This is a genomic window from Sphingomonas sp. HMP9 (assembly GCF_013374115.1).
Classification (GTDB): Bacteria; Pseudomonadota; Alphaproteobacteria; order Sphingomonadales; family Sphingomonadaceae; genus Sphingomonas.
Window position 1 is genome coordinate 296867 of the sequence record NZ_AP022673.1, and the last position, 26698, is coordinate 323564.

At 63.6% G+C, this 26698-nt stretch carries 26 protein-coding genes, 1 tRNA gene and 1 pseudogene; 11 read left to right on the top strand and 17 right to left on the bottom strand.

Annotated elements, in window-relative coordinates; translation table 11 throughout:
* Positions 1-59 precede the first annotated feature (59 nt).
* Entirely contained in the window at positions 60-2183 is a 2124-nt protein-coding gene (locus HMP09_RS01405) for a prolyl oligopeptidase family serine peptidase (protein ID WP_176501505.1), read from the top strand.
* Positions 2184-2240: 57 nt separating this feature from the next.
* Here HMP09_RS01405 and HMP09_RS01410 read toward each other — a convergent pair whose 3' ends face one another.
* The 5 genes from HMP09_RS01410 to HMP09_RS01430 form a co-directional block, all read right to left on the bottom strand.
* Positions 2241-2492, bottom strand: coding sequence for a hypothetical protein (locus tag HMP09_RS01410; protein WP_176498872.1), 252 nt, complete (start codon positions 2490-2492; stop codon positions 2241-2243).
* Between the two features lie 629 nt (positions 2493-3121).
* On the bottom strand, positions 3122-3442 hold the full coding sequence (locus HMP09_RS01415; protein WP_176498873.1) for a hypothetical protein: 321 nt from the start codon (positions 3440-3442) through the stop codon (positions 3122-3124).
* On the bottom strand, positions 3442-3615 hold the full coding sequence (locus HMP09_RS18630; protein ID WP_176501506.1) for a glycoside hydrolase family protein: 174 nt from the start codon (positions 3613-3615) through the stop codon (positions 3442-3444). The genes HMP09_RS01415 and HMP09_RS18630 overlap by 1 nt, the downstream gene beginning before the upstream one ends.
* Positions 3616-3618: 3 nt before the next feature.
* On the bottom strand, positions 3619-3975 hold the full coding sequence (locus HMP09_RS01425) for a glycoside hydrolase family protein (protein WP_176498874.1): 357 nt from the start codon (positions 3973-3975) through the stop codon (positions 3619-3621).
* A gap of 37 nt (positions 3976-4012) precedes the next feature.
* Positions 4013-4465 (bottom strand): hypothetical protein, encoded by a 453-nt coding sequence (locus HMP09_RS01430; protein ID WP_176498875.1) that lies wholly within the window; start codon positions 4463-4465, stop codon positions 4013-4015.
* Between the two features lie 350 nt (positions 4466-4815).
* On the opposite strand from HMP09_RS01430, the gene HMP09_RS01435 reads away from it, so the two are divergent.
* Positions 4816-5592 carry an FkbM family methyltransferase gene (locus tag HMP09_RS01435; RefSeq protein WP_176498876.1) on the top strand — a complete coding sequence of 259 codons (777 nt, stop codon included), beginning with the start codon at positions 4816-4818 and terminating at the stop codon, positions 5590-5592.
* Positions 5593-5685: 93 nt separating this feature from the next.
* Here HMP09_RS01435 and HMP09_RS01440 read toward each other — a convergent pair whose 3' ends face one another.
* Together HMP09_RS01440 and HMP09_RS01445 are read right to left on the bottom strand one after the other, a co-directional pair.
* Positions 5686-6930 (bottom strand): hypothetical protein, encoded by a 1245-nt coding sequence (locus tag HMP09_RS01440; protein ID WP_176498877.1) that lies wholly within the window; start codon positions 6928-6930, stop codon positions 5686-5688.
* 726 nt (positions 6931-7656) lie between these two features.
* Positions 7657-7842, bottom strand: a pseudogene (locus HMP09_RS01445) (transposase); the annotation flags it as partial.
* Positions 7843-7951: 109 nt separating this feature from the next.
* On the opposite strand from HMP09_RS01445, the gene HMP09_RS01450 reads away from it, so the two are divergent.
* Both HMP09_RS01450 and HMP09_RS01455 read left to right on the top strand, forming a co-directional pair.
* Entirely contained in the window at positions 7952-8848 is an 897-nt protein-coding gene (locus HMP09_RS01450) for a DUF4011 domain-containing protein (RefSeq protein WP_232090536.1), read from the top strand.
* Positions 8849-9246: 398 nt separating this feature from the next.
* Positions 9247-9810: a hypothetical protein gene (locus HMP09_RS01455; protein ID WP_176498878.1), complete on the top strand. Its 564-nt coding sequence runs from the start codon at positions 9247-9249 to the stop codon at positions 9808-9810.
* 234 nt (positions 9811-10044) lie between these two features.
* On the opposite strand, the gene HMP09_RS01460 is transcribed toward HMP09_RS01455, so the two are convergent.
* The 4 genes from HMP09_RS01460 to HMP09_RS01475 form a co-directional block, all read right to left on the bottom strand.
* Positions 10045-11151: a GTP pyrophosphokinase gene (locus HMP09_RS01460; protein ID WP_176498879.1), complete on the bottom strand. Its 1107-nt coding sequence runs from the start codon at positions 11149-11151 to the stop codon at positions 10045-10047.
* A 523-nt stretch (positions 11152-11674) separates the two neighbouring features.
* Positions 11675-11750: transfer RNA gene (locus tag HMP09_RS01465), tRNA-Ile, on the bottom strand.
* Positions 11751-11885: 135 nt separating this feature from the next.
* The gene (locus HMP09_RS01470) at positions 11886-12152 is read right to left on the bottom strand and encodes a hypothetical protein (protein ID WP_176498880.1); all 267 of its coding nucleotides are present in this window, start codon (positions 12150-12152) and stop codon (positions 11886-11888) included.
* Between the two features lie 154 nt (positions 12153-12306).
* Positions 12307-13710 carry a M20/M25/M40 family metallo-hydrolase gene (locus HMP09_RS01475; RefSeq protein ID WP_176498881.1) on the bottom strand — a complete coding sequence of 468 codons (1404 nt, stop codon included), beginning with the start codon at positions 13708-13710 and terminating at the stop codon, positions 12307-12309.
* Positions 13711-13813: 103 nt separating this feature from the next.
* Between HMP09_RS01475 and ettA the strand changes: the two genes are divergently transcribed.
* From ettA to HMP09_RS01490, 3 genes are read left to right on the top strand one after another with little or no spacing between them, the layout of a single operon-like run.
* Positions 13814-15493, top strand: a complete 1680-nt coding sequence (gene ettA / locus HMP09_RS01480) for an energy-dependent translational throttle protein EttA (protein WP_176498882.1) — start codon at positions 13814-13816, stop codon at positions 15491-15493.
* A gap of 4 nt (positions 15494-15497) precedes the next feature.
* Positions 15498-16040, top strand: a complete 543-nt coding sequence (locus HMP09_RS01485; protein ID WP_176498883.1) for a hypothetical protein — start codon at positions 15498-15500, stop codon at positions 16038-16040.
* 2 nt (positions 16041-16042) lie between these two features.
* Positions 16043-17236 (top strand): sensor histidine kinase, encoded by a 1194-nt coding sequence (locus HMP09_RS01490; RefSeq protein WP_176498884.1) that lies wholly within the window; start codon positions 16043-16045, stop codon positions 17234-17236.
* A 155-nt stretch (positions 17237-17391) separates the two neighbouring features.
* On the opposite strand, the gene HMP09_RS01495 is transcribed toward HMP09_RS01490, so the two are convergent.
* The 4 genes from HMP09_RS01495 to HMP09_RS01510 are packed head-to-tail and all read right to left on the bottom strand — an operon-like array spanning position 17392 to position 22177.
* Positions 17392-18108, bottom strand: coding sequence for a phosphocholine cytidylyltransferase family protein (locus tag HMP09_RS01495; protein ID WP_176498885.1), 717 nt, complete (start codon positions 18106-18108; stop codon positions 17392-17394).
* A gap of 1 nt (position 18109) precedes the next feature.
* Entirely contained in the window at positions 18110-19201 is a 1092-nt protein-coding gene (locus HMP09_RS01500; RefSeq protein WP_176498886.1) for an inositol-3-phosphate synthase, read from the bottom strand.
* Between the two features lie 15 nt (positions 19202-19216).
* A complete protein-coding gene (locus tag HMP09_RS01505) occupies positions 19217-20077 on the bottom strand; it encodes a CDP-alcohol phosphatidyltransferase family protein (RefSeq protein ID WP_176498887.1) in 861 nt (286 codons plus the stop codon).
* A 54-nt stretch (positions 20078-20131) separates the two neighbouring features.
* On the bottom strand, positions 20132-22177 hold the full coding sequence (locus HMP09_RS01510; RefSeq protein WP_176498888.1) for an NAD(+) synthase: 2046 nt from the start codon (positions 22175-22177) through the stop codon (positions 20132-20134).
* 535 nt (positions 22178-22712) lie between these two features.
* Here HMP09_RS01510 and HMP09_RS01515 point away from each other — a divergent pair.
* Together HMP09_RS01515 and HMP09_RS01520 are read left to right on the top strand one after the other, a co-directional pair.
* Positions 22713-23069 (top strand): ArsC family reductase, encoded by a 357-nt coding sequence (locus tag HMP09_RS01515; RefSeq protein ID WP_176498889.1) that lies wholly within the window; start codon positions 22713-22715, stop codon positions 23067-23069.
* A gap of 11 nt (positions 23070-23080) precedes the next feature.
* Entirely contained in the window at positions 23081-23362 is a 282-nt protein-coding gene (locus HMP09_RS01520; protein ID WP_176498890.1) for a DUF427 domain-containing protein, read from the top strand.
* A gap of 152 nt (positions 23363-23514) precedes the next feature.
* Here HMP09_RS01520 and ypfJ read toward each other — a convergent pair whose 3' ends face one another.
* On the bottom strand, positions 23515-24432 hold the full coding sequence (ypfJ, locus tag HMP09_RS01525; protein WP_176498891.1) for a KPN_02809 family neutral zinc metallopeptidase: 918 nt from the start codon (positions 24430-24432) through the stop codon (positions 23515-23517).
* 102 nt (positions 24433-24534) lie between these two features.
* On the opposite strand from ypfJ, the gene HMP09_RS01530 reads away from it, so the two are divergent.
* Positions 24535-25320: a 3-hydroxybutyrate dehydrogenase gene (locus tag HMP09_RS01530; protein WP_176498892.1), complete on the top strand. Its 786-nt coding sequence runs from the start codon at positions 24535-24537 to the stop codon at positions 25318-25320.
* 61 nt (positions 25321-25381) lie between these two features.
* Complete coding sequence (locus HMP09_RS01535; protein ID WP_176498893.1) at positions 25382-26047, top strand: DUF4893 domain-containing protein; 666 nt, start codon at positions 25382-25384, stop codon at positions 26045-26047.
* Here HMP09_RS01535 and HMP09_RS01540 read toward each other — a convergent pair.
* Positions 26044-26676: a hypothetical protein gene (locus HMP09_RS01540; protein WP_232090538.1), complete on the bottom strand. Its 633-nt coding sequence runs from the start codon at positions 26674-26676 to the stop codon at positions 26044-26046. The two genes, HMP09_RS01535 and HMP09_RS01540, sit on opposite strands and share 4 nt — an antisense overlap.
* Between the last annotated feature and the right edge of the window lie 22 nt (positions 26677-26698).

The following is a 26698-nucleotide window of genomic DNA, read 5'->3' on the forward strand; positions in this document are numbered from 1 at the left end:
GGTTAGCAGAGCGGACGGCGCTGCCTAAGGTCGCATCATCGAACGAGAAGAGAGTGATGATGCAAAGACGCCTGCCGTTCCTGGCCTTGCTGGCCCTTTCGACGACCGCGCTCGCCCAGACGCAGACGCAGACGCCCGCGCCCGCTACCGACCCGAACCTGTACCTTGAGGATATCCACGGCGCGCGGGCGCTGGATACGGTGAAGCGGTGGAACGCGCGGTCGCTTGCCGCGCTCGAAGCGAAGCCCGGCTATGCGCGCTATCGCCAGCGCGCGCTCGACCTGTTGCAGGCAGACCGCCAGATCGCGACGCCCGACCTGATCCTCGGCGATCAGGTGCTGAACCTGTGGCAGGACAAGACGAACGTGCGCGGCCTGTGGCGGGTCGCGTCGCTCGCCGCGTTCACCAGCGGCAAGCCGGTCTGGCGTACGCTGATCGACGTCGATGCGCTGGGCAAGGCCGAGGGCAAGAGCTGGGTGTGGAAGGGCGCGACGTGCCGGTCGCCGTCGTATGATCGCTGCATGGTCGCGTTGTCGAACGGCGGCGGCGACGCGGTCGAGATGCGCGAGTTCGACATCCCGTCGGGCAAGTTCGTCGCGGACGGCTTCGTCGTGCCGAGCTTCAAGACCGGGCTGAACTGGGCCGGGCCGGACGCGCTGTACGTCGCCACCGATTTCGGCGCCGGCAGCCTTACCAAGTCCGGCTATCCGCGGATGGTGAAGCGCTGGCAGCGCGGCACGCCGCTCGCCGCCGCGACCGTCGTGACGAGCGCGACGCAGGACGATGTCGGGATCGAGACCAGCGTCTTCACCGAAGGCGCACGGCGTTATGCGCTGGTGTCGCGCAACGTCGATTTCTTTCATTCGACGCGCAGTCACGTCGCCGACGACGGCCGGCTGGTACCGTCGCCCCTGCCCGATGATGCGGAGATCAACGCCGTGCTTGACGGCCGGTTGATCGCGACGCTCGCGTCCGACTGGAAGGGTGTCCCGAGTGGCTCGGTCGTCGACTATGCGATTGCCGATGTGCTGGCAGGCCGCGCGCCCACCATCGAGCGCGTGCTGGTGCCGACCGCGACGCAGGCAGTGGAGCAGGTCGATTCGAGCAAATCGGTGCTCTGGGTGAAAATGCTCGACGACGTGTCGGGCCGACTGGTGTCCCTGACACGCGCTGCGGACGGCGTCTGGACGCAAGGCGTCGTGGCGTTGCCGACCGCGTCGACGATCCACCTCGATGCGACCGCGGGCAAGGACGACGTCGCCTTCGCGATGGTCGAGAGCTTCCTCAGCCCGCCAGCGCTCTACGCCGTCCGCCCTGGCGCCAAGCCGGTGACCGTCGACACGTTGCCGGCGCGGTTCGATGCGTCGACGATGCAGGTCGACCAGCGGTTCGCGACCTCGAAGGATGGGACGAAGATCCCGTATTTCCTGGTGCGAAAGAAAGGTACGACAGGCCCGGTGCCGGCGCTCGTCCACGCGTATGGCGGGTTCCGCAACGCGCAGACGCCGACCTATCTGGTCGACCAGCCGTATCGATCAGGTCCTGCCGGGCTGTTCTGGGTCGAGGAAGGCAACGCGTTCGTGCTGGCCAATATTCGCGGGGGCGGCGAATATGGTCCGCGCTGGCACCAGATGCCGCTGCGCGAGAACCGACAAAAGGCGTATGACGATCTGCACGCGGTGGGCGACGATCTGGTGCGGACCGGGGTCAGTGCCAAGCGGAAGATCGCGGTCTCGGGGCGGTCGAACGGCGGCCTGCTGGTCGGTGTCGCGATGGAGCAGCGTCCCGACCTGTACGGCGCGGTCGTAATGGGATCGCCGCTGCTGGACATGCAGCGCTATTCGCATCTGTCGGCAGGCGCGTCGTGGATCGGTGAATATGGCGACCCGGACACGCCCGCCGACTGGGCGTTCATCTCACGATATTCGCCGTACCAGAATTTGAAGCGCGGCGTGACATATCCGACGCCGTTCATCTACACCTCGACCGAGGACGACCGCGTCCACCCCGGGCACGCACGCAAGTTCGCCGCCCGGCTCGAGGCTTACGGCGATCCGTTCTTCTATTATGAGAACCCGGAGGGCGGGCATGCGGCGGGCGCGGACAAGATCGAGGACGCCAAGCGCGCTGCGCTCGTGACGGTCTATCTGAACACGCAGCTCGGCGGCGCTGTGAACCGCTGACGGCGGCGTACCGAAGTCAAAGCGAACGGGCCGGTGCGTCAACACCGGCCCGGACGATCAGTTGCTGTCCGAATCGTCGTCGCCGTCGATCGCCAGGTACAGGGCGCCGCCGACGGCCACTGCCGCGAGTGCGATCACGATGAAGCCGCCGCCAGCAACGTTGCTCTTCTTGGCGGTCGACGTGCCAGCGCGAGCCGACTGCGCAACCGACAGGCTGCTGACCGACTTGGTCGTTGCTGCGGTAGCGGCGACAGGTGCGGCGACAAGCGCCAGGCCGGCCGAAGCCATGGCAAGGGATTTCATGAACATAAAGCGTCTCCCGTAGGCGCAACGAGAATCGTCACCATCTACACGATGCACATTACATGACAGGGTGTTCAGAAACACCAGAAATAACCTGAGTATTGGTCATTTAGGCCAATCGGGCGCTTAAACTACATTAAGTCAGCAAGGCGTTGCCCATTGGTCACAGGACCAGAATCCCCAATTCTCTCTAATCGAGCGCGTCAAGCTCGACAAATGACGAAGGAAATTTGACCAAATCACGGGTGCGACGTTGGGTGGTCGAACACACAGGATATCAGGAAGGTTGGTGGGCCCGACACCTACCGGACTGACGCCCTTGTGGCGCGTTCGGCGGCGGGCGTTATACCCCCTGTTATACCCCCGCGTGCGCAGGGGTGGGCAGCATGAGTGCGCGTCCGAGGCTGCTAGATTTGTCGTCGTTGCTGAGTCTGGTCAAAGGCTGAACCCGAATAAGTAAGGGCATGACGTAGGCGCCTTGCGCCCGGTCGACCGCGGAACTGATTTGCGCAGCCTGCCCGGCCGACGGGGCCTGCAAGGTCGTGCAGCTGGCGAGCATCATCGACGCCGCGCATAGCGCAGCGGTCAGCAGTCTCTTCATGGTCAGTCCTTTCGGGGGAAGACGCGGGGGTGCGTCAGGCAGTCGGCTTGATCGAGATGATGTCGTTCGGGACACGCGGGTTGGCGCCGACCGCGGCAAGCTGCTTCGCGCGGCGACGGATCTTCCACTGCCCCCAGGCGAACGTCGCGATGCTGACGATGATCGAGACCGCCTGCAGGAACTCGCTCGACTGGACGTAGACGATGAAGCCGGCGAGGTCGCGCTTGCTGGCGATCGTCGGGAGGGCGGTGATCACGCTGGCGACCAGCACGACGCTGCGCAGCGCGGACGCGGCCTGATCGGGCACCGGCGATGCGTTGACCGCGATCGGCGTGGTTTCGTTCTGGTTGACCATCACTTGACCCCCTTCAGGCAAAGCTCGCGCTCGGCGCGGCGTCGGTTGGTGAGCCCGGCGACCACGCGGCCCCCGGCCTTGTTCCACATCAGGAAGGCATCACAGGCCCCGCGCTGGTCGCCCGCGTCGAAGCGCCGGTCGATGGTCGACTTGCAGTAAGCGCCCGATCCGATGTTCTAAGAAAGCGAAGTTGCGGCGGCCCACTGCTCGTCGCGCCCGCGGAGGGACGGCGCGGACGCGGCGACCTGCCGCGCAAATCCGGCGAGGCGCTTGTCCAGCTTGATTGCGCAGCCCTCGGGCGTTTCCTTGGGCGAGGTCGCGGTGACGCCTAGCGTCTCGCCATCGCACTGCGTCCATACCCCGACGATGTCGCGGTACGGGACGAGGTGCTGCTTGCCCCCGCTCTCCCATCCCGAGACGAACGGGCTAAGGATGCCAGCTGCAGCGACGCCCATCGTGATAGCCAGAACGGTGATCGGCTTTGCGCGCGACGACGCGCCCGGCCCCGTGGGGGTCGGCTTCTTCGTGTCCATTGATGTCCTCTTATTGGGTGGCTGGTGTCGGCCGGGGTTACTGGCCTGCGCGCTCGTCGATTGTCTTCGTCGCGGCCGCCACGGCGCGCTCAGCAGCGGCGACGACCATCGGTGACGCGGGCAGCACTGCGAGGCCGGCCTGCGACTGCATGAGTGCTTGGCGGTGGAAGCCGATAAGCGCGCCCTCTATCCGCCCCAGCCGATCCTCACACCGCTTGTGGTCCTCGGCGAGCCGGGTCAGTGTTGCCGAGTGCTCGCCCCGGATCGCTGCGAGATCGGTCGCATGCTTCGCCTCCATGGTTGTGACCGCGCTTTGAAGCGTGGTGATCAGCGCGCCGTAGCCGTCTCGGTCGTCCTTGTTTTCCAGCATCCGGAGGCGCCGGTTCTCGAAATGCTGGCGCATGATCCAGGCGAAGGCCAAGCCGAAGGTCCCCCAGGTCGGCAATGAGCCTGGTTGGAAGGAGCCGATCAGCGATAGAAAGCCGGCCATTACCGGTTCCGATCGTTGAGATGTGTCGTGCGTCATCCTTTCCCGCGACCGCATGGGTCACGATGCTGTTGGCGTTCGTGGTGAAGGTGCTCCGGTTGGGAAGTGCTGGCGCTAGCCCAGCAGCGGGTTGTCAGCCCCCCCGCCAATAACGCCGGTGACTAGGAGGGTGGTCAGCATGGGGCGAGGGTAGCGCGGCGGGCAGCTGGTTGATTACCGCCGTCATGCTCCGCCATGTTGCAGATGCTGATCTGGTCGGCCATAACCGCCCAATAGGCAGGTTTGTGAGCATTTGGATCAGGGCATCAAAGTCCTGTTGAGCGAATGCTAGATCACAACGAAGGAAATTCGACATGCTGCCGAAGCCATTTAGACGGGCTATCTTCCTGACAAAGAAGGCAACCAAGGGAACTATCGGCAGAACACTTCCCACCGCGACCCTGAAAAAATGGCGTTTTTTGTACGCCAGCTTTCAGGCTAAACTCGGGAGGGATTATTTCCCGAGCAACGATGGCCTCGACAGGAAGCTTCTCCAGTATATCGGGGGTATAAAGAACGGCGTTTTCATAGAGGCCGGGGCCAACGACGGGCTGTCCCAGTCGAACACATGGCACCTCGAAAAACGGCTCGGATGGACGGGCTTGCTGGTCGAGCCAACTCCACACATCGCCAAAATGTGCAAGGCCTTCAGAGGCCGGTCCACCGTCGAGAACTGCGCTCTCGGTAGTTTCGAACAGGACGGCGACGAGCTGGAACTGCATTACGGTGGGCTTATGACCGTCGCGGACGGGGCGGACACATCCCATATGTTCGGTGGCAGTGCCGAGACGCATGCCAAGTCCGGCGCCTCCTGGACCGGCGACAAGCCCTACCGGTTCAAGAGCCAGATGAACTCGTTAACCGGGCTTCTGCTGAAGAACGGGATCAAACGCGCCGACCTCCTCTCACTCGATGTCGAGGGGTTCGAGGTTCAGGCCCTCCAAGGACTGGATGTGTCTCGAACGCCGGTCACCTACATTCTTGTCGAGACGTCCAACCTTGCTGCCGTCCGACTGGTCCTTGACCCAGATTACGATTATGTCACCAACCTGTCGCGGCACGATTACCTGTTCAAGCTGAAGGTAGCTTAAGAACGTTACTAGATCAGCGCCACGGATCGTGCATAATAGAGCAGATCATAGGCTTTCGCGTTCATCTGCGCGGCCGACTTAGCGGTGGCCCAGTTATGGTTCCGGCTCTGACTGCTCTCTTACCTTCCTCGGGATCGCGCTCCCAATTCCGACGAGATAGCCCAGTAAACTTGCGGTCTTGATGGACAGCGACGCTCCCCCGAACACCAGCGAGATTGCCAAGTACACCGCAATCATCACGAAAATTGCGACGTTCGAACCCCTCCGGCGCGTGAATGCTCCAGTGTAAAGCCAAAAACCGACTAGCATTCCCAAAGGGCCGAGGCAGCGCAGCATGTATAGGATGCCGCTGTCTCCTGCGAGATCTGGCGGTACCTTGCCAATCATAGTGGCTCCCAACCCAGTCGCTCCAAGAGTCTGAAACGTGATGCCTAACCGGAAAAAGGTGTCGCTGAACAACGCAGATGCGGCGCCGAAGTAGATGGCGGAAACCGCCGCGATTGCTACGGGAAGGGTCAACCATAGCACGATTGCCGGTAGGCGCGGACGCAACGTGAGAAGTACAACGCTGACCAATATTAGGACCGTGGAAATCCGAGAGTCAGACGCCAGCGCCAAGCATAGACAGGTTACTATGCCTAAGATGCGCACCAAGAACGAGCCGCGGTGCATGCCCGCGTAGTAGATAGACATCAGAACCGAGAAATAGCCGAGGGACAACGGCTCTAGAAACGCGCCAGACACGCGATGCTCTGTAAAGGAGAACTGTGACCCGCCCGCCCGATATGCGCCGGTGTAAAATCCGTCGTCGGATGACGCACTGGCTTTCTGGTTCGCAACCCACTCGCGAGTCGCTGAAAAGTATCCCGCTGGATCGAACAGGCTTACATAAACTGAAGGCCGCACCGCTTCTAAGAGCGCGGTGATGACAACGAATACGAGCAGGAAGCTCATCCATTTAGGGCGCACCGTCGCTGCCGACATTCCCAAGCCGATATAGATTGGGATCAAAAGGCTATCGTAGATCGACTTTAGGTTGAAGGGGTTAAAGACGTTTGTCACTATCGCTGACAGGAGGATAAAGCCCAGCGCAAACAGCGCCATCGGCCGAAATTTCGTTAGCGACATCAAGAATGCCGGCAGGGCTAACGCTGTGACCACCGCCTGCACCGCAATGACGGAATTCGTTGAGGCAGGAACACCACGCGCTCGCAGGAACGCAAGTATCAGATTTACGAACATTGAGACAAAGAGCAGCCCGAAGCAGAGGAACGGTCTCACCCCTCCACCGTCAGCAGCGATCAAACGGCTCTTTTTTCTCTTCACGGCCATGGCCATGCTACCCCAACACCTGTCACTGCCATTACGGCCTTGGTGAAAAATCGGCAGTCGGTCTAGCCCTCATGGTTGAAAGGAGTTAACTCTCCCTCGTGTCAACGTTGCTCCTGTCCATCTTCCATGCTCCGCTAGAAGCCTGCGTTTGTACCGCCGAGAGCTAGCCCGTTAACGAGAGTGGGCAAAAGCTGGGCCTGGTACAGATCCTGCGGAGAGCGGGCTAAGTACGACCAGACCGAGTGCGCTGAGTGCGTCGACGCGCGGATATGGTGACGTTTCGGCCGTAGACGATATCAGGGACGAGCTTCGCGCATAGTCGAGCATGTCGTAAGCGCGGCTAGAGATCTGCCCCTCGGTCAAGGCGCTCGACCAATTCACAAAACTGGCAATCTCGTTCGATCCGTAGGTGCCGCCAATATCCACATGCACGCTGCCGAGCGTGCGCTTGCGTTGCGGGTTCGCTACCGTCTTCGTGCCTGAAACGCCGGAACGCGTTATTTTCGTCGTCGCTCCATCTGGTCCGAAAACCGTGACCAGTCGCGACGAGGCGCCTTGCGATACAACGATCACGCCGAACGTACCCGGCACCCAACTGGCAGGGAGCGGACAGAATACCGTCCCACCGGATGCGGTCAGGTGCCTGATGTAATCGGTGCCGCCGTTGACCGACCATTGCAGCAGATCGCCGCCTACAGCAGTGCCACGGCCGTTTTGAGGGTCCCCCGGTTTCTCATCCTCGAGCTGCTTCAGGCGCCTCAGCTCGCCAACCCCGAGACCGCCGTACACCTTCTTCCAGCGGTAGAACGTCTGCTCCGCGATCCCCATCCGCCGGATGACTTCGGCCACCGGCGTGCCGGTTTCCGCCTGCTTCAGCGCGAAGGCAATCTGCTCGTCCGTGTACCTGGATATCTTCATTTCCAGCTCCTTGCCCGAAGGCTTCTGAAGGCCGGAAAACTCTCGCTCAAAATGGACTAAAAAACAGGGGGGGCGTCAGACCGCGCACATCGTCTTCGACAAGTGGACTTTGCTCGACATCAACCGCGCGCTCGCCGCGGCGGCACTGCGCCGCCGCTTCGACCTGGACGATCTCCTGCTGTTCGAGACGACCTTGGCGACGCATACCCCACCCGCGAGCTTCAGCCAGGCGATGGCAGCCGCGCGCCGACAGCTCGACGAGGGTGCCGAAGCGAGGTTCGAGATGGCGGTCGACGTCCGTCGAGCCCGCATGCAGCGGGTCAGGCCCCTCGCGGTAACGGTCGGCGGAGTCGACCCGCACGAGGGTGAACCGGTCCGTGTTACGGAGGCGTTGGAGGCGGCTCCGGCTCTTCCCGCTTTCGATGTGGAGATCGCTCAGAGTGCGGACACGCCCGGTGATCGCATCCGGCAGTGGCAGCGCAAGCTCCTCAACCTGACGACGAGCAATCGGCTGCTGCACGTACCGGACAGCGCCAAGGTGTTGAAGCTGATGTGTCCGGACCCCGGCGCTCTCGAGGATCTCCTCGCCTCGGGCCGGAAGGTCCGGGTGGTGCCGATGCCCGACTTGGAGACGGGCGGGCGGGACGCACGGCTGTTCGAGCAGCAGACGCAGACGAACTTGCGCGAGGAAGTGGCCAAAGCCGCCCTCGCACGCGGCGAGGCGCTATCGCTGCTCGGGAAGGACAAGCTCGACGCTCTGCTCATCGAACTGTTCCGCAAGACGGACTCGCTGCAGGACTGGTTCTTGATGGCGCAGACCCGAGGGACGGCCGCACTCGAACAGTTCATCCTGGACTCGATGCTTGCGGAGGAGGGAAAAGTGAAGGCCGCAGGCCTCTCCGCCGGCGGGCGCCGTCCGTTGCGTTACTGGCGTCCCCCCGGCACGATCGGTCGGGAAGCATCGGACGGTTTCGACACTAGTGACGGTGTCGGCGACGACGAGTGAAAGCACCGCCTCGGGTGACGGGAGATGGAACGGCGCCTTGTAGGTGCGGCAGCGCAGGGGGCCCGGATAAATCAGCATGGCCCTTAGCATCGGCGCGAGCCCGAGGATCACCAAGGACACGGTGCGCCGCCGGCAGATGCGAATCCGTTGGCGGCGCAGGCAAACGCATGTTGTTAGCTGACTTTCCGCGAGGAAAAGAATGGTCGGTATCGGCTGCATCCAGTGGATACCAGTGGGCATGTCATCTACGCCGGTGGCACGGGGCCGTCCGGTCGCTCATAGCGTGACTAGGTCCGGCCGAGGCTATCGCTTTCGGGATGCCGCAACAAGATTAGGCCGCGCATGCTGCGCCGGTTGGCGCAGAGCCCCTCGTCCCCTTTTTCACTCAGGAGATACAGATGGCAGATGCGTTCACATGGTCCACGGCTCTTCCGGTGATCTTCGGTTCGTCGGTGGTGAGTGCGTTGGTGACGCAGTTCGTCACGTCCTTTCGCGAACGCCGCTCGGCGAAGGGGGAAGTTGCCTATCTGGCTCTGCGGCTAGCTGCGAAATTCGAACGGTTCGCCGAAGACGCTGCAGGCGTGGTCGGTGACATCAAGGACTTCGCAGCGGGTGCAGAGGAGGGAGTGAACACGGAACTTCCCCAGATGCAGGCGCTACCCGATGAGAAGGAGCGTTGGCGGGATCTTGATGTCGCTCTCACCTCGAGGGTCCTGGCCTTCGACGAATACCGTCGGTCTCGGCAGGGTAGCATCGACCAGACCTGGCGGTACGGCGGCGACACCGAGGCGATCGATACCGCTCATGCCTATGCGATACTTCTCGGACTCAAAGCACTGAAGCTTTCAGGAGATCTCCGGTCGGCCTACGAACTGCCGCCGTTCGATACCCCATCGTTATGGCCAAAATTCCTGACCTCGCAGTTCGACGATCTGCCAGACCCATGGAAGACCGAGGCGTGAGGTGATCATACTTCTGACGTCCGCGCCGAAGTCGTACGTGCGGGATACGCCTCCGTTGGTAGGCCCGGATCAAGATTGGGCGGTAGAGGCGGGGTCGCCACGCCGTGAAGCGTTTCTCCCGCTGAACTTCCGGACATATAGGACAAGTGCGTTGACGGGGCGTGTAAAGTAGCAGGCGGCGGCTGCAATCCCCATCGTACCGGGACCGCAGCGCCATTGGCAGATCGGTAGGGTTCAGGCCGATCCACCGGCCTCCGACTGCCGCCAGGCGTCGAACGATTCGCGCGCTTTGTTCGTCAGCATTCCAGAGAACGCCTCCGGGTTTGCGGCGTATAGCGCGTGCCGCATGACGGTGAATGCATTGAAGCGGTCGCCCCTGCCGGTATCCAGGAAGTGAGTACGGTATCTCCTCACCACGACGATGGTGGTCAGGAGATACCGATTGAACTTGCCACGGCTGATTCTGGGTTCCCGTTCGACAACTTCTGCCGTGAATCCATCGACCTGCTTCGGTTCGAACTCCTCGTCCGGAAAGAAGTGCCGAGCGATCCTGAGTAGCTTGAACGCGTCCAAGGGAGCGTACTGACGCCGAGCGACCTCATCAGTCTCGCTTTCCTCCTTCGGCGCGGGCTGGCCCGGGGTATCCCCAAGCGCGTCGGCGGCGGGCTCAGGCTCCGCGCGAGCCTTCTCCAACTGACGATCGGTCTCGTCACGGACCTGCCGGAACTCCCGATCGGCGAGTTCGAACAAGGCGGCGAGGGTGTTGATGCGCCGCCGCAGGGAAGGCGGGATAGAACGCTTGTATTTGATCTTGTGATCAAGAGTGCTCCATGAATCCTGCACGATTGTACGGATCTGCAACTCGAACCGGTAGGGGGCGAAGAGCTCGTACTCGGGCATCTGGGCCCGGTCCGGCTTGAGTTGCAGGTCGAGATGCAGGCCCATGTAACCGAACGCGTTCTCCGTACCCTCAATCTCGGCGGTCTTGTCGGTTATCTCGATCACTTGAAAATGAGGCCGGATGAGTTCGCCGACGGTCTCGATCTCGTCCTCGTACAGGCAGACCAGCCGTAGACCGATGAGGTCGGTTATGTGGTCCTTGATCTCGTAGGGCACGCCTTCCCGTTCCAACGGTCCTTGGTACTTCCGCATGAACTTCTTGATCGACTCCTCGCGGTCCTTGATCCGTCCGGTGGCTGCGGCAACCGTGATGTCGGCGTGTGCCAGGAGGGAGCTCAGTAGAGTGAGGAAGGCGACCTTCGCCTGTTCCAGACGCTGCGCGTGTTCATCGTAGTAGTTACGAAACGAGGCCTTCTCGGTCTCGAAATCCAACGTCGGCATGTCAATAACCTCTCCGGAGCATCAAAGCCGGGGAAGCGCCGAGATGGAAGCTGTTTTACCCAACGCGTCGATCATTCACGTCTTCACGAGCGATTGGACCGCTGTGGACGGGCTGTCGTTCGATCGTGCTGCCGAATGCTATTTTGCGACGGGGCCGGATTTGCACGTTGACGGCGGATATCTTTACGGATCGAGGAACCGCCACCGATACCAGGCCTGACGTCCTCGTCTGGTTTCGAAGCAGATGACTTCAATCTGGCGCGATGAGCGACGGTTCAGTTGGCGGCGTTCGACTCCGTCAATGCTGACCAGCGGCGAGCCCCGAAACGCTACGATGCGACTCAAGCGATCGCCGGTCCTGCACGACCTTGCGGGTTCGACCAAGTTCGACCTCGCTTCCTGAGCATCACCGCATGGTGAGGTCACACCGGCCGCTCTGTCACGTGCCTATTTCAACAACTGAAAGCTGCAATAAGGTTGCAAAAGGGCAGGGTTAGCTAGCGCCCACAACAAGACGGGGAATTGGTGGGCCCGGCAGGAATCGAACCCGCAACCTAGCCGTTATGAGCGGCCAGCTCTAACCGTTGAGCTACAGGCCCCACCGTCGCCTGCGTTAGCGCAAGCGATCATCCCGCAAAAGAGCGCAAAGCAAAACGACAAAGAAAAAGGGCGCTCCCGAAGGAACGCCCTTTCCGACACCAATACTCTATCGAGCGCGAACGCCCGACAGGGTCTTAGTTCATGTTGTCGGTCTTCTCGTCGGCAACGTCACGGACGTTGTCGGCAGCTGCGTTCATGTTGTCGGCAGCGTTCTCGAGCACGTCGGTCGCCATTGCGTTCGAGGTGTTGTCCGCCATTGCGTCCATGTTGTCAGCCTGCATCTCCATGTTGTCAGCCAGCATGTCCGCGTTGTTCTCAACTGCGGCGGCTTCTGGCGACTTCGTGCAGGCTGCGACGGACATCAGGCCGGCGGCAGCAGCGATCAGAACGATCTTCTTCATTCGAATGCTCCCAAGCATAGTTTCACTCGCGGCCGACCCGATTGCCGTCGCGAAGTCTCGTCAAATAGCGGACCCCGGCGGGGGGTCAATCCGCTAAATTCATCTGTCCGCAAGGTTTGCGGCAGAACGATGACGGATCGGTTGCTGCAATTCGTCACTTCTGAGGCACGATCGAGCCGATTTCTTCGGGTGCATTGGCCACTGTCGCGATCATCGCGGTCCACGCCGCGACGTTCTGGCGAAGCTGTTCGGGATCGATCCGATCGAGCGTATCCTCGGGCGTGTGGTGATAGTCGAAGTAGCGCAGACCCGATTGGTTGAGGTCGATACCGGCCACCCCTGTGGCGATCGTCGGGCCGACATCGGTGCCACCATGCGGGGCGTCGGCACCGCGGATTATCCCAAGCGGCGCGAGCGCGACGGCCAGGCGATCGACGACCGGCTTGGCAGCGTCGGGCAGGCTGCTTTCGAACCGCCAGACGCGATCGGCGCCGAAGTCCGATTCCGCGGCGGTCGCGTGACGCTCGCCGGCATGCGCCTTGGCGTAGGCAAGCCCGCCAAACCCACCGCTCTCCTCGTCGCCGAACCAAACGACGCGGATCGTGCGGCGTGGCCGCTGGCCGCTGTCCATCACGATCTTGGCGGCGGCCGCGGTGATCGCGATGCCCGCGCCGTCGTCGATCGCGCCGGTCCCGAGATCCCAGCTGTCGAGGTGCCCGCCGACCAGCACGATGCCCGCCTTGGGATCGGTACCGGGAACTTCGGCGACGACGTTGCCGGAGTCGCGCATACCGACCTGTTTGTCGTCCAGCACCAGCTTCAGCGTCACGGGCTTGCCCAGCTTTACCAGCCGCTCGACATGCTCCGCGTCCGCCACAGACAGCGCCGCCGCGGGGATCGGCGTCACGCCCGCATCGAAATTGGTGTTGCCCGCGTGCGGCCCGCGGCCGTGATCGGTGCCGATCGACCGGATCACGATCGCCGCCGCGCCCTTTTTGGCGGCGACGTTCGGCCCCACGAAGCGCGCGGTGCCTTGCGAGCCATAGCTCGACCCGTCCTGGGTCGGTTGCATCGCGTTCGAGACGAACGCGATCTTGCCTTTCAGGCTGCCGTCGGCGGCGAGCGCCAGATCATTGTAGGTCGGGAAATACACGATCGGCAGCGTCAGCCCGCCCGGTGGCGTCGCGCCCGAATTGCCGAGGCCGACCAGATGCAGTTTCTGCGCATAGGGTGCGACCAGTTCGCCAGTCTCCGTTCCGCGCGACCAGACGGGCAACTCGTATGTCTCGACCCGGACGTTCTTGAACCCGAGCGCCTTCAGCTTGGCGACCGACCAGACACGCGCGCGCGCCTCCGCCTCCGTGCCGGTCATGCGCGGGCCGACCTCGGTCGTGATCCCCTCGACGATCGTGTAAGCAGTGTCGTCGGTCAGCGCCTTGTCGCGCAGCGCGGCGACCTTCGCGTCGACGGCGGTCGGCGGGGCCGCGGTACGCTGCGCTGCAAGAGGAGAGGTGAGGGCGGAAGCGGCCAGCGCCGCGAGCAGGGTGCGTTTCATCATGGGCGCAGCGTATGTCGGCTCTCCCGGTTTGCCAACGGCTCGCCGCATCGCTATCTGCGCACGTCAAATCCCGCCCTTATTCAGAACGGAGCTCGGCACCCACATGGCCGTCCAGTATACCTACGTCATGAAGGGTCTGTCGAAGACCTTCCCCGGTGCCAACAAGCCCGTTCTCAACAACATCCACCTCCAGTTCATTCCGTCGGCGAAGATCGCGATCATCGGGCCCAACGGCTCGGGCAAGTCGACGCTGATGAAGATCATGGCCGGCATGGATCCCGATTTCACCGGCGAGGCCTGGGCGGCGGAAGGCGTCAATGTCGGCTATCTCGCGCAGGAGCCGCAGCTCGATCCGACCAAGGACGTGATGGGCAACGTCAAGGACGGCGTGCGCCCGGTCGCGGATCTCGTTGACCGGTTCAACGCGATCTCGGCCGAGATGGGCGATCCGCAGGACAACACCGATTTCGACGCGCTGATGGAGGAGATGGGCGAGCTTCAGGCCAAGATCGACGCGGTCGACGGCTGGGCGCTCGACAGTCAGCTCGAACAGGCGATGGAGGCACTGCGCTGCCCGCCGGGCGATGCGTCGGTGGTGAACCTGTCAGGCGGCGAGAAGCGTCGCGTCGCGCTGTGCAAGCTGCTGCTGGAGAAGCCGCAGATTCTGCTGCTCGATGAGCCGACCAACCATCTCGACGCCGAAAGCGTGTCGTGGCTCGAGAACTACCTGAAGGAATATACCGGCAACGTCATCCTCGTGACGCATGACCGCTACTTCCTCGACAACGTCGTCAACTGGGTGCTCGAGCTCGATCGCGGCCGCTACTACACGTACGAGTCCAACTATTCGGGCTATCTGGAGAAGAAGGCGCAGCGCCTCAGCCAGGAAGAGCGCGAAGAGGCCGGCAAGCAGAAGGCGATCGCCGATGAGCTGGCGTGGATGCGCCAGACCCCCAAGGCCCGTCAGACCAAGTCGAAGGCGCGTATCCGCGCGTTCGACGAGTTGATGGAGAAACAGGAGAACCGCGTCGCCGGCAAGGCTGCGATCCTGATCCAGCTGCCCGCGCGTCTCGGCGGCAAGGTGATCGAGGCGAAGGGCCTGACCAAGTCGTACGGCGACAAGCTGCTGTTCGACGGTCTCGACTTCACGCTGCCCCCGGGCGGCATCGTCGGCGTGATCGGCCCCAACGGTGCGGGCAAGTCGACTTTGTTCAAGCTCATCACCGGCCAGGAAACGCCGGACACGGGCACGATCGAGGTCGGCTCGACCGTCAAGCTCGGCTATGTCGACCAGAGCCGCGACGATCTCGATCCGAACAAGAACGTCTGGCAGGAAATCTCCGACGAGCTCGAGATTTTCCGCTTCGGCAAGCAGGAGATGGGCACGCGGGCGTATGTCGGCGCGTTCAACTTCCGCGGGCCCGACCAGCAGAAGAAGGTCGGCCAGCTTTCGGGCGGCGAACGCAACCGCGTCCACATGGCCAAGATGCTCAAGGAGGGTGGCAACGTCCTCCTGCTCGATGAGCCGACCAACGATCTCGACGTCGAGACGCTACGTGCGCTCGAAGAGGCGCTGGAGACGTTCGCCGGGTGCGCGGTGGTCATCAGCCATGACCGCTTCTTCCTCGATCGCCTGGCGACGCACATCCTCGCGTTCGAGGGTGACAGCCATGTCGAGTGGTTCGAAGGCAATTACGCGTCGTACGAGGAGGACAAGCGCCGCCGCATGGGCGACGCCGCCGACCGCCCGACGCGTCTGGCGTATAAGAAGCTGACTCGCTGACCTGATGTTACGGGGGCTCGACGAGGAACTGGTCGCTCACAAATACGCGCATGTCGAGCGTGAGCGCCGGTTCCTTGTCGATCCTGCGCGCCGGCCCGATCTGGCCGGTGCGCCGCATATTCTGATCGAGGACCGGTATATCGACGGCACGCGGCTGAGGCTGCGACGCATGACCGATAGTGTGTCCGGGCGTATTGTTCTCAAGATCGGCAAGAAATACGACGTTGCCGATGTGTTGAGCAGGCCGACGGTTACGACCTATCTCGATCAGGGCGAGTATGACCTGCTGGCGAAGCTGCAGGCGCGATCGCTGAGCAAACGCCGGTATCCGGTAGGCGCGGGTTTTGGTATCGACGTGTTCGAAGGCGCGCTCTCCGGGCTCGAACTCTCGGAGATCGAGCAGCACGATGCGGCGACCTTGATGTCGGTCGTCATCCCCGAATGGGCCGTCGCGGAAGTAACGTATGATCCGCAGTTTCAGGGTGGGCGATTGAGCTTGCTGGACCCGGCAGGACTAGCGCGACTTCTTGCCAGTAATATCGAGTGAGTATGACCGTCATCGAGCAATCTCCCGGCGGCGATAGCCCACCTGGTGCCGGCGAGCTGGAATATCGGCTTCGCCAGCAGTCGATCCTGGCCGATTTCGGAATCGAGGCGCTGCGGGCGCGGGATTTGCAGCCGATGCTACAGCGCGCGACCGAGCTGTGCGGCGAGGGGATGCGGTCGCAATACTGCAAGTTCCTGGAGTATCGGCCGGAGCAGGATACGTTGCTGGTGCGTGCCGGCATCGGCTGGGAGCCGGGCGTCGTGGGATCGACGGAGATGCGGACCGATCTCGGCTCGCCTGCGGGGTTTGCGCTGGAGACCGGACAGCCGGTGATCTCGAACCATCTGGAAAACGAGCAACGTTTCCGGACGCCGGAGTTCATGGCGCGGCACAATATCCGCCGCGCGATCAACGTGCTGGTCGAGACGTCGGGCAAGCGCTTTGGCGTGCTCGAAGTCGACAGTTCCGACGAGGGCAAGTTCGAACCTGCCGACTTCGCCTTCATGCAGGGGTTCGCCAACCTCATCGGCGTCGCGATTGAGCGGCAGCAGGCGGAACAGCGGCTGAGCGACGCGATGGAGCATCAGGAATTGCTCACCCGCGAGGCGAGCCACCGCGTGAAGAACAGCCTGGCGCTGGTGTCGGCGATGCTCAACCTCCAGATGCAGGAGGATGACGATCCCCGGGTCCGGCGGCTGCTCGGCGATGCGCAGGCGCGGATCACCGCGATCGCGCAGACGCATGACCAGCTCTGGCGCGGCGACCAGGTCGGGATCGTCGCGCTGAACGATCTGGTCTGCGGAATCGCGACGGGGCTGGGAGAGCAATCGCTCAACCACCGCATCGACTGCGATATCGAGGCGATCCTGATCAGCGCGGACGTCGCGATCCCGATGGGGTTGCTGGTCACGGAGCTCGTCACCAACGCGATCAAATATGCGTATGGCGACGACGGCGGCGCGATCGCCGTCACGGTGCGCAGCGCGGAGGGGCGGATCGTGCTGACGGTGTCGGACGAAGGTGGCGGACTGCCGGACGATTTCGACCTGAAGACGGCATCGCGCCAGAGCCTCGGGATGCGGATGATCGGCAGCCTCGCGCGGCAGTTGCGCGGGACGGTGACGATCGAGAACGCCCCGGTCGGGACGTGCGCGACGCTCGACGTACCCGATCCGCGGGTCGACGCCGCGGGCTGACGACCCGAAGCGCGGGTCGAGGCTGAGCGTTAACAACCCGAAGCGCGGGTCGAGGCTGCGGGCTGACATCCGTTCTCCTGCGAACGCAGGAGTCCAGGGTTATTCAGCGCAGCGAATGTTATCCTGGGCTCCTGCGTTCGCAGGAGAACGGTGGCTTACGCCGCGACCGAGTCCGCTCTGGTCGCCATCCACGCTTCAGCCTTCATCAGCGCGGGGGCGTCGTCGACGTCGATCCAGTCGATGTCGCTGCACTCCACGATCCGAGCGAGACCTTGCGCGGCGAGCAGGCGGACGCCTTCGGTCAGCGACGGGCTGGCGAGCGTCGCTAGCGCCTCCGGCAGCGCGGGGCCGATCGCGAAGATCCCCGTATCGTAGCAGTCGTGCGGTTCGAGGCCTTTGCCGATCGCGACGATGCGGTCGCCAACGGTCGCGACACAGGTCACGTCCTCCGGGTCGACCCAGTCATGCCCCAGGCGTCGGTCGATACCGAGGCGAAGTCCACCGCCAGCGCCGGCCTTCGCCATGCGCGCGTAGAGTTCGGGGCTGACGAGGTGATCGCACATCGCGAGCACCGCTTCGCTGCCAGCGAGCGCCTCGCGCGCCGCGAGGACCGAAACGCCGTTGGGTTCGCGGTGGTCGGCGAGCACTGTCTCGACCGCCAACGGCCAGCGCCGGCTTGCCAGATACGCTTCGATCGCCTCGCGACCGTAGCTGACCGTCACGATCGCGCGCTTGAAACCGGCTTCCGCCAACCCTTCGAGCGCGTGGGCGATCAAAGGCCGCCCTGCCACAGGGCAGAGCGGCTTGTACGGGGCGGAGGTGCGAAGGCGGCTGCCTTCCCCGGCGGCGAGGAGGACAGCCGTGTCGATCATGTCAGGCGGCCTTGATGAACCGCTCGACTTCGATCTGCGCGAGATCGTCGGTCATCTGCGTGCGCGGGTGCTTGCAGAAATAGGCCGACGCAGGGTCGATGACGCCGGCGATGCCGCGATCCTTGGCGATCTTGGCGCAACGGATCATGTCGATCGCGACGCCCGCCGAGTTGGGGCTGTCCTCGACCGAAAGGCGAAGCTCGAGGTTCATCGGCACGCCGCCGAACAGCTGGCCTTCCATGCGCAGGAAGCAGACCTTGTTGTCGTTCTGCCAGGGCACGTAATCCGACGGGCCGATATGGACATTGTCGTCGTCCATCCGCTCCGCCGCAACCGACTGCACCGCTTCGGTTTTCGAGATCTTCTTCGATTCGAGACGACGATGGTTCGACATGTTGAGGAAGTCGGTGTTGCCGCCGGTGTTGAGCTGGTAGGTGCGATCCAGCTTCACGCCGCGCTTGGCGAACAGGTCGGTCAGCACGCGGTGGACGATCGTCGCACCTAGCTGCGCCTTGATGTCGTCGCCGATGATCGCGACGCCCGCGTCTTCGAACTTCTTCGCCCAGACGGGGTTCGAGGCGATGAACACGGGGATGTTGTTGACGAACGCAACGCCCGCCTCGATCGCGCAGTCGGCGTAGAATTCGGTGGCTTGCTGCGAACCGACCGGCAGATAGTTCATCAGCACGTCGGCGCCCGACGCCTTCAGGTCGGCGATGACCTCTTCACGCGTCGGCTCGGCGGCATCCGACATCAGGAACGTGCGGTCGTCCTTGAAGTCGGCCATGTGGTCGGCGACGCCGTCGAGCTTCTTGCCCATCTTCACGATGGTGCCGGTGTTTCCGACGTTCGGTGCGAACACCGCGGTGCAGTTGGGCTTGGCGAAGATCGCCTCGGCGACGTCCTTGCCGACCTTGCGACGATCGACGTCCCAGGCCGCGACGACCTTGATGTCGCTCGGCTTGTAGCCACCCATGTCGAAATGCATCAGGCCAACCTGGTCGTTTGCCCCCTCGCGATAATGCTCGAGGCCCTGGACGAGCGAGCTCGCGCAGTTGCCGATGCCGACCACGGCGATCCGAATGCTATTCATTACTGACCCTGTTCCTTACGATAGATGCATACGCGACGCGGTCTTTGGTCGCGTCGCGGAGGTATTACGAACGAAAGCCCGTTCGACACGACGGTGCCAGACGAGCCCGACGATGGCGACGAGCGTCAAAGGGACGATCTCGAACCACCAGAAGATGCGTGGGTTGCCCACGAAGCAGGCGACGAAGATCGCCCATACCCGGACATTCGCGGTAAGCAAGGCCATGAAGCGCAAAGGCGCGACGGCGCGGGCACCGTACAAGACGCCAAGTGCAACCGGATCGGCCGACTGGCCCAGCGTGCGCTCGAACGGCATGGCGATCCGGTCGATGCTGCCGGCAACACCGTCGTAGAAACGGACCAGCGCGTTGCCGGTTGGGACGGGGGGCGCTTCGAGCGCCACGCCCTTGACGCGACGATGGAAGCGGGATCGCTCGCCTTCGTACATGTTCGATTGCACCGCGTGTGCGCCACCGGCAGCCAACGCGAGGATCCAGCCCTCGGGCGTGTCGATCGTCAGCGCGAGCGAGATGTAGATCAGCGCGAAAACACCGTGATCGCACAACCCATCGAGCATCCGACCGAGCGGGCTCGCGGTCTTGGTCGCGCGTGCGACCATGCCGTCGAGTCCATCGGCGATCAGCCACCCCATCGACAGTGCGAGGCCGACCAGCGCAAGCGCCCAATTGGCCCACTGCGTATAGGCGAGCGCAGCCGCTCCGCCGAGGCAGAGCCCGGCTACCGATACAGAATTCGCCGAAATTCCACCCGCCAGCGCAAGCGGAAGCAACGCGCGACCCGCCGGGTGTATCAGCCAAAGATTGGATGGGATCTCGATCCGGCGATCGCGCGATCCATCCGGTGGAGCCACTGTCATAGGATTTTCATAATGCGCCTGATAGGCGCTTTATGCAAGATGGCGTGGCGAACCTTAAGGAACGCTTGACCGCAATTCTTCGATCCAAACGGTTGCAATTCCGTCCGAAGGCGCGCGCCAATCGCCGCGCGGCGACAGCGCGCCGCCGGCCGAGACCTTTGGTCCGTTGGGCATGGCCGACCGCTTGAACTGGCTGGTCGTGAAGAACCGGACCAGGAATTTCTCCAGCCAAGTCCGTATCGTCGGCAGGTCGTATGCGACCCTCGCATCGCGTGGCAGGTCCTCCGGCCAGTCGCCGACGCTCGCGTCACGCCATGCGTGCCACGCGAGAAAAGCGATCTTCGACGGCGCCAGCCCGTGGCGGATCACGTAGTGCGCGAAGAAATCGTTCAGCGCATACGGCCCGATCATCGATTCGGTGCTCTGCAACGCGCCGTCCGCCCCCGGCGGGACCAGTTCGGGAGAAATCTCCTGCGCGAGGATCGTCGAGAGGATCGCGTCGGTCGCTGCGTCATACTGGTCGGTGCGGATACACCAGCGGATTAGGAACTGGATCAGTGTCTTCGGCACGCCGGCGTTGACCGCATAATGGCTCATCTGGTCGCCGACGCCGTAGGTGCACCAGCCGAGCGCCATCTCGCTGAGGTCGCCGGTGCCCAGCACGATCCCGCGCCGCTGGTTGGCGAGACGGAAGAGATAGTCGGTGCGCAGCCCTGCCTGCACGTTCTCGAAGGTGATGTCGTAGACTGGCTCGCCGTCGCTGAAGGGGTGGCCGATGTCTTCGAGCATGCGTGTGGCGGCTGGGCGGATGTCGATCTCTTCCGCGGTGATGCCCAACGCGCGCATCAGCGCCCAGGCGTTCGCCTTCGTGCCTTCGCCGGTCGCGAATCCGGGCATGGTGAAACCGAGGATCGCGCTGCGGGGCCGTCCGAGCCGGTCCATCGCCTTCGCCGCGACGATCAGCGCGTGCGTCGAATCGAGCCCGCCCGATACGCCGATCACGATCGTCTCGGCATGCGCGGACACGAGCCGCTTCGACAGCGCCTCCACTTGGATGTTGAACGCCTCATAGCAGTCGTCGTCGCGGCGCGCGGGATCGTTGGGCACGAACGGGAAGCGACGGATGGCGCACTCCAGTCCGCCGTCTTCGCGCACGGGGGCGTGATCGAACGCGATCCGGCGGAATCGCGTCTCGGGGTTGCCAGCAAACACCGCCGCGTCGTTGAACGTCCCGAACCTTAGCCGCTCCTGGACGATCCGCTCGCAGTCAACGTCCGCGACGACCATCTCGGGCTCGGTGGTGAACCGCCTCGATCCCGCCAGCTGCTCGCCGAGCTCGTGGATCAGCCCCTGGCCGTCCCACGCGACTTCGGTCGTGCTCTCGCCGGGCCCGGCGGCGGAATAGACATAGGCGCACACTGCGCGCGCCGATTGCGCCGCCGCCAGCATCGCCCGCTCGCGCGCCTTGCCGATGACGATGTTCGAGGCCGACAGATTGCAGCAGATCAACGCCCCCGCCAGCGCCCCCGCGGTCGAGGGCGGGGTAGGGGCCCAGTAATCCTCGCAGATCTCGGCATGGAACACGAACCCGGGCAGGTCGCGCGCGGCGAAGATCAGGTCGGTCCCGAACGGCACCTCTTCGCCGCCCAGTTGGATCGTCAGGCCGGTCAGGCCAGCCCCGCTGGCGAACCAGCGCTTTTCGTAGAATTCGCGATAGTTCGGCAGGAACGTCTTCGGCACGACGCCCAGTATTCTGCCGCCCGCGATCGCCAGCGCGCAATTATACAGCCGCCCGTTGCGCACCAACGCCGCCCCGACGAGCAACACCGACCGAAACTCGGCGCTGGCCGCCACGACCGCGGCGATCGCCGCCACAGTCGCGCGCTGCTGCGCGGTCTGCAGATGCAGATCGTCGATCGCGTAGGAGGTGAGGTTCAGCTCGGGAAACACGACGAGGTCGACGCCACGCGCGTCCGCCTCGCGCGCCAACGCGATCGTGGCTGCTGCGTTCGCCGCCGTATCGCCGACAGAAGCCCGCGGGGTGGCAGCGGCAACCCGGATCAGCCCGTGAGTATGGATCGCGTAGAATGGATGCGTCATCCCGCACCGATAAACACCAAGACCGGATCACGCTACCGGCTTGCACGGCAGGCAGGGGGCGCAATGTCCGGCTGGAGTGGTTAGCGGCAGCGAGCTTTGCGGCGTAATCGACAAATGCTGGGATCGGCGGTGGATGGGGAATATGCTAAGATCTACCAACGGCTAGCGAGCGAGGCACCGAATGCCAATAAAGGATCTTAGCGGTCCGCCACTTCTCACGGCGGAAGAACGGGCTCTGATCATCGAAATGCACAGGCGCTTGGGTATGCCGTTACCGAAGCGTCCTGGATTTCGCGACGGTGGAGGGCTTGAGCCAGCGCCCACTCCGTCCGGCCCGACGCCGCGCCCCATGGCAGGCGGCGCAGCAGCGGTCCCCGAATGACTGCTTCGCACCACGTTCGATAGCGTTTTAGCGTCACCATTCGGCCTAAGCGGTCGGGGACATCGCTGTACGGTATCGCCCGCGTGACTCGCAGAGCGTATCCGCACGGTTGATGCTGGAACCGGATAAGTGGCTTACTCCAGGAGATAATCTTTGACGATTACGATGTTCGGCATCAAGAATTGCGACACGATCAAGAAGGCGCGGACGTGGCTGGACGAGCACCGCGTCGCCTATGCGTTCCACGACTACAAGGCTGCCGGGATCGACGCCGCGCATCTGCACGACTGGATCGGCCGGGTTGGTTGGGAGCTATTGCTCAACCGCGCGGGCACGACGTTCCGCAAGCTTCCGGAGGCGGATCGCGCGGATCTCGATGCGGACAAGGCCGTCGCGCTGATGCTGGCACAGCCTTCGATGATCAAGCGACCGGTGCTCGATACCGGCGAGACGCTGCTGGTCGGGTTCAAGCCGGAGCGGTATGAGGCGGCGGGGCTGGGGAGCGTCTGATGGAGACTAGCATGCCTGTCGCAACATGGAATGGCCAAGAGATCGCGCGCTCGGACGATACCGTCGTGGTCGAAGGCAATCACTATTTTCCCGCGGACAGCATCGATGCGGCGGTGCTGGAGGATAGCGCGACGCATTCGAACTGCCCGTGGAAGGGAGTCGCCAGCTACAAGACGCTGGTCGTCGACGGGAAACGGAACGTCGATGCGGTCTGGTATTACCCCGATCCCAAGTCGGCGGCGGCCGAGATCAAGGATCGATACGCGTTCTGGAAGGGTGTGACGGTCGGCTGAAGCTGGCCGAGCCACCTAGCATGCTTGCCGGCTAGAGGGGAGGTGGCGCCGTTGCCGACGGAGGGGAGAAACAGGCGTTGTCCTGTCCTCCCACTCCAACTGGCGCGTACCGATTACCTCCTCCCTGGAGGGGGAGGATCGACACGCCCGGCTCAGATCGCGCCGGAGAATGTGTCACACTGCTGCGGATCGCCGCTGTCCAGCCCACGCTTGAGCCACGACTGGCGCTGTGCCGACGTCCCGTGTGTGAAGCTGTCCGGTACCACACGGCCCTGCGACTGCTTCTGCAACGTGTCGTCGCCGATCGCCTGCGCCGCGGTCATCCCTTCCTGGATATCACCCGCTTCGAGCCGCGATCGGTTCGCCGCCGCCCAGACGCCGGCATAGCAGTCCGCCTGCAGTTCAAGCCGCACCGACAATGCGTTGCCTTCGGTCTCGCTTGCCTGGCGCTGCGCTTGCTGGACCTGCGCATTGGTGCCGAGCAGCTTCTGGATGTGATGGCCGAACTCGTGCGCGATCACATAGTCCTGCGCGAAATCGCCCTCTGCCTTGAACCGCGTCGACAGCTCGTTGAAGAAGCTGGTGTCGAGATAGATGCCCTGGTCGGTCGGGCAATAGAACGGCCCCATGGCCGATTGCGCCGCGCCGCAGCCCGAACGACCATTGCCGTCAAAGAAGACGAGTTTGGGCGCTTCGAAGCGCTGCCCGTTTTTCTGGAAGATCGCCTCCCACGTAGTGTCAGCCGAACTGAACGCGTTGCAGGCGGCCTTGCTCTCCGGCGTCAGGTTGCAGCTCGAGGCGGTATCCGTGCCGGACCGCGGCGCTCCGCTCTGCGTGGTCGGCGCGGAGGATTGCCCCCCGCCGAGCAGGCCGCCGAGGCCGCCCATGCCGCCGAACACTGCCATCAGGATCAGCACGACGACGATACCACCACAGCCAAAGCGGCTGCCGATCATAGGCAACAGCCCCATCAGCAGGCCACCGCCGCCGCCGCCAAAGCCGCCTCCGCCACCGCCCGAGCCGCGCTGGTCCTCGACGTTGATGTTCGGATCGTAATCGTCGAGCCGCATGAATATGCCCCTTTTCGGTTCTGCTTGGGAACGAAATGCGCAAGGTGGCGCTAGAGTTGCAAAGCCGCGTCGCCTGCGGCGCGATAGGCGTGAGGAGTGTGCATGTTCCTGAAGGGCAAGACTGCGGTCATCACCGGATCCACTTCCGGCATCGGCCTTGCTTACGCCAAGGCTTTCGCTGCCGAGGGCGCTGCGGTGATGCTCAACGGGTTCGGCGACGCGGACGCGATTGAGGTTGAACGGGCGGCGTTGGCACAGTCCAGCGGCGCGGCGGCGCTCTACGATCCCGCAGACATGACCAGGCCCGAAGAGATCGCCGCGATGGTCGAGCGGGCGGCGCGTGAAACCGGCAGCGTCGATATCGTCGTCAACAACGCAGGGATCCAGCATGTTGCGGGGATCGCCGAGTTCCCCATCGACAAGTTTGACGCGATCATCGCGATCAACCTGTCCTCGGCTTGGCACATGATGCGTGCCGCCGTGCCGTACATGCGGGCGAAGGGCTGGGGTCGGATCATCTCGACCGCGTCGGCGCACTCGCTCGTCGCGAGCCCCAACAAGTCCGCCTACGTCATGGCCAAGCACGCGATCGCCGGCCTTACCAAGACGATCGCGCTGGAGACCGCGACCGACGGCATCACCGTCAACTGCATCTCGCCAGGCTATGTCTGGACGCCGCTGGTCGAGAATCAGATTCCCGATACGATGGCGGCGCGCGGCATGACGCGCGACCAGGTGATGAACGACGTCCTGCTCGCCGCGCAACCGACCAAGGCGTTCGTCACGCCCGAACAGGTCGCGGCGTTCGCCCTGTTCCTGTGTCGCGAGGAGGCCAAGGCGATTACCGGCGCGAACCTGTCGATGGACGGCGGCTGGACGGCCGCATGAGTCGAGCGGTCTGCGCGAGAATGTGATTGTCGTACAGCATCTTAGGGGGCTAGCTTCGGATATGGACATCAAGTCGACGACGAAGCGGACATGGTTGGCCACTGGGGCCTGTATCGTGCTGGCCGGGTGTGGCGCGAGCGCGTCGCGTGCCGCCGTGGTGGGCGCTGGCGCGGGATCCCCGCTCGATACCGACCGCGACACCGATTGGCGGCGGGTCGCGACGGTGGCGGACCGTGCCCGGCTGCGGGGATGGCGCGGGGCATGGGTCGACGCGCTGGCCCAGGTGGATCGGCACGAGCTGGCGACCGACCCGATCTTGTTCGATCCCGACCACGCACTTGCCGACGCGCTGCCGCCCGAGGGCAGTTATCGATGCCGCACCTTCAAGCTCGGCGCACGCGGCGGCGTCGGCCCGACCTATAGTGCCTCGGCGTGGTTCGCCTGCCGGATCGACTCGAGCGGTGGCACCGACGTCATCAGCTTGGTCAAGGTCGATGGGTCGCAGCGTCCGGTCGGCACGGTCTTCGCCGACACCGCCTCCCGCGCCGTGTTCCTCGGAACGATGGAGCTCGGCGATGAAAAGCGGCCGATGCGCTACGGCCGCGACGCCAATCGCGACATGGCCGGGCTGATCGAGAGGATCGGCACGCAGCGTTGGCGCGTCGTGCTGCCATATCCGCGGTTCGAGTCGGTGCTGGACGTCGTCGAACTCGTACCCGCGGCTTAGTGGACGGGCGCCAACGCAGCGGTGGCTACAACCGCTGCTGAATTTGCCCCGGTAGCACGAGTCGGGAGGAGTGGTGGCAGGCTCGCGAGGTACGCCTTCCCGTGCAGCCCGACCGGCGTGACACGCCCGATGTTCTCGGCCTGGACCGCCTTCAGGTAGGAGCGCGGTTTTTTCATCAGTTTCGGCTGATCCAGCCCGGTCAATCCGACGATCCGCGCGGCTTCCTTCACGAACGTCACGCAATTGTGCTCGGACAGGCGGTAGACGCTGTCGGGCTTGCCCTCGCTCCAAGCGTCGACGAGTCGCAGAACCGCACGATACTGCGTGTCGCTCATCACGACCGAGAATTGCGCATCGCTGCCGGCGACATAGCCTGGTTTCGCGATGTCGAGCTTGCCCGCGACCGGCCCCATCAACAGCGCGGGCGAAACGGTCTTCGCGGTGAAACCCGCGTTCGTATCGACCGGGGTGCCGCCCGCATCGGGCATCCCGCGTAACGTGAAGAACGCGTGCGGGAAGCTGTTGCCGAGTTCGTGGCTCCAGAAAGTGATCGTCACTGCCGCGTGCGCGGGCAGCGCGACTCCGCAGCACAAAGACAACAGGGCGAGCATGCGGATCAAGGATCTCATCATTCGATGCTATCTTCGAATT

What these genes read in the sequence shown, in the direction of transcription:
- HMP09_RS01485 (WP_176498883.1), top strand. Translation starts at nt 15,498, where the DNA reads ATGTTACGGGGGCTCGACGAGGAACTGGTCGCTCACAAATACGCGCAT.
- HMP09_RS01530 (WP_176498892.1), top strand. Translation starts at nt 24,535, where the DNA reads ATGTTCCTGAAGGGCAAGACTGCGGTCATCACCGGATCCACTTCCGGC.
- HMP09_RS01415 (WP_176498873.1), bottom strand. Translation starts at nt 3,442, where the DNA reads ATGGTCAACCAGAACGAAACCACGCCGATCGCGGTCAACGCATCGCCG.
- HMP09_RS01410 (WP_176498872.1), bottom strand. Translation starts at nt 2,492, where the DNA reads ATGTTCATGAAATCCCTTGCCATGGCTTCGGCCGGCCTGGCGCTTGTC.
- HMP09_RS01505 (WP_176498887.1), bottom strand. Translation starts at nt 20,077, where the DNA reads ATGACAGTGGCTCCACCGGATGGATCGCGCGATCGCCGGATCGAGATC.
- HMP09_RS01475 (WP_176498881.1), bottom strand. Translation starts at nt 13,710, where the DNA reads ATGATGAAACGCACCCTGCTCGCGGCGCTGGCCGCTTCCGCCCTCACC.
- HMP09_RS01540 (WP_232090538.1), bottom strand. Translation starts at nt 26,676, where the DNA reads ATGAGATCCTTGATCCGCATGCTCGCCCTGTTGTCTTTGTGCTGCGGA.
- ettA (WP_176498882.1), top strand. Translation starts at nt 13,814, where the DNA reads ATGGCCGTCCAGTATACCTACGTCATGAAGGGTCTGTCGAAGACCTTC.
- HMP09_RS01470 (WP_176498880.1), bottom strand. Translation starts at nt 12,152, where the DNA reads ATGAAGAAGATCGTTCTGATCGCTGCTGCCGCCGGCCTGATGTCCGTC.
- HMP09_RS01535 (WP_176498893.1), top strand. Translation starts at nt 25,382, where the DNA reads ATGGACATCAAGTCGACGACGAAGCGGACATGGTTGGCCACTGGGGCC.
- HMP09_RS01440 (WP_176498877.1), bottom strand. Translation starts at nt 6,930, where the DNA reads ATGGCCATGGCCGTGAAGAGAAAAAAGAGCCGTTTGATCGCTGCTGAC.
- HMP09_RS01520 (WP_176498890.1), top strand. Translation starts at nt 23,081, where the DNA reads ATGCCTGTCGCAACATGGAATGGCCAAGAGATCGCGCGCTCGGACGAT.
- HMP09_RS01495 (WP_176498885.1), bottom strand. Translation starts at nt 18,108, where the DNA reads ATGATCGACACGGCTGTCCTCCTCGCCGCCGGGGAAGGCAGCCGCCTT.
- HMP09_RS01430 (WP_176498875.1), bottom strand. Translation starts at nt 4,465, where the DNA reads ATGGCCGGCTTTCTATCGCTGATCGGCTCCTTCCAACCAGGCTCATTG.
- HMP09_RS01405 (WP_176501505.1), top strand. Translation starts at nt 60, where the DNA reads ATGCAAAGACGCCTGCCGTTCCTGGCCTTGCTGGCCCTTTCGACGACC.
- ypfJ (WP_176498891.1), bottom strand. Translation starts at nt 24,432, where the DNA reads ATGCGGCTCGACGATTACGATCCGAACATCAACGTCGAGGACCAGCGC.
- HMP09_RS01425 (WP_176498874.1), bottom strand. Translation starts at nt 3,975, where the DNA reads ATGGACACGAAGAAGCCGACCCCCACGGGGCCGGGCGCGTCGTCGCGC.
- HMP09_RS01510 (WP_176498888.1), bottom strand. Translation starts at nt 22,177, where the DNA reads ATGACGCATCCATTCTACGCGATCCATACTCACGGGCTGATCCGGGTT.
- HMP09_RS01500 (WP_176498886.1), bottom strand. Translation starts at nt 19,201, where the DNA reads ATGAATAGCATTCGGATCGCCGTGGTCGGCATCGGCAACTGCGCGAGC.
- HMP09_RS01455 (WP_176498878.1), top strand. Translation starts at nt 9,247, where the DNA reads ATGGCAGATGCGTTCACATGGTCCACGGCTCTTCCGGTGATCTTCGGT.
- HMP09_RS01435 (WP_176498876.1), top strand. Translation starts at nt 4,816, where the DNA reads ATGCTGCCGAAGCCATTTAGACGGGCTATCTTCCTGACAAAGAAGGCA.
- HMP09_RS01490 (WP_176498884.1), top strand. Translation starts at nt 16,043, where the DNA reads ATGACCGTCATCGAGCAATCTCCCGGCGGCGATAGCCCACCTGGTGCC.
- HMP09_RS01460 (WP_176498879.1), bottom strand. Translation starts at nt 11,151, where the DNA reads ATGCCGACGTTGGATTTCGAGACCGAGAAGGCCTCGTTTCGTAACTAC.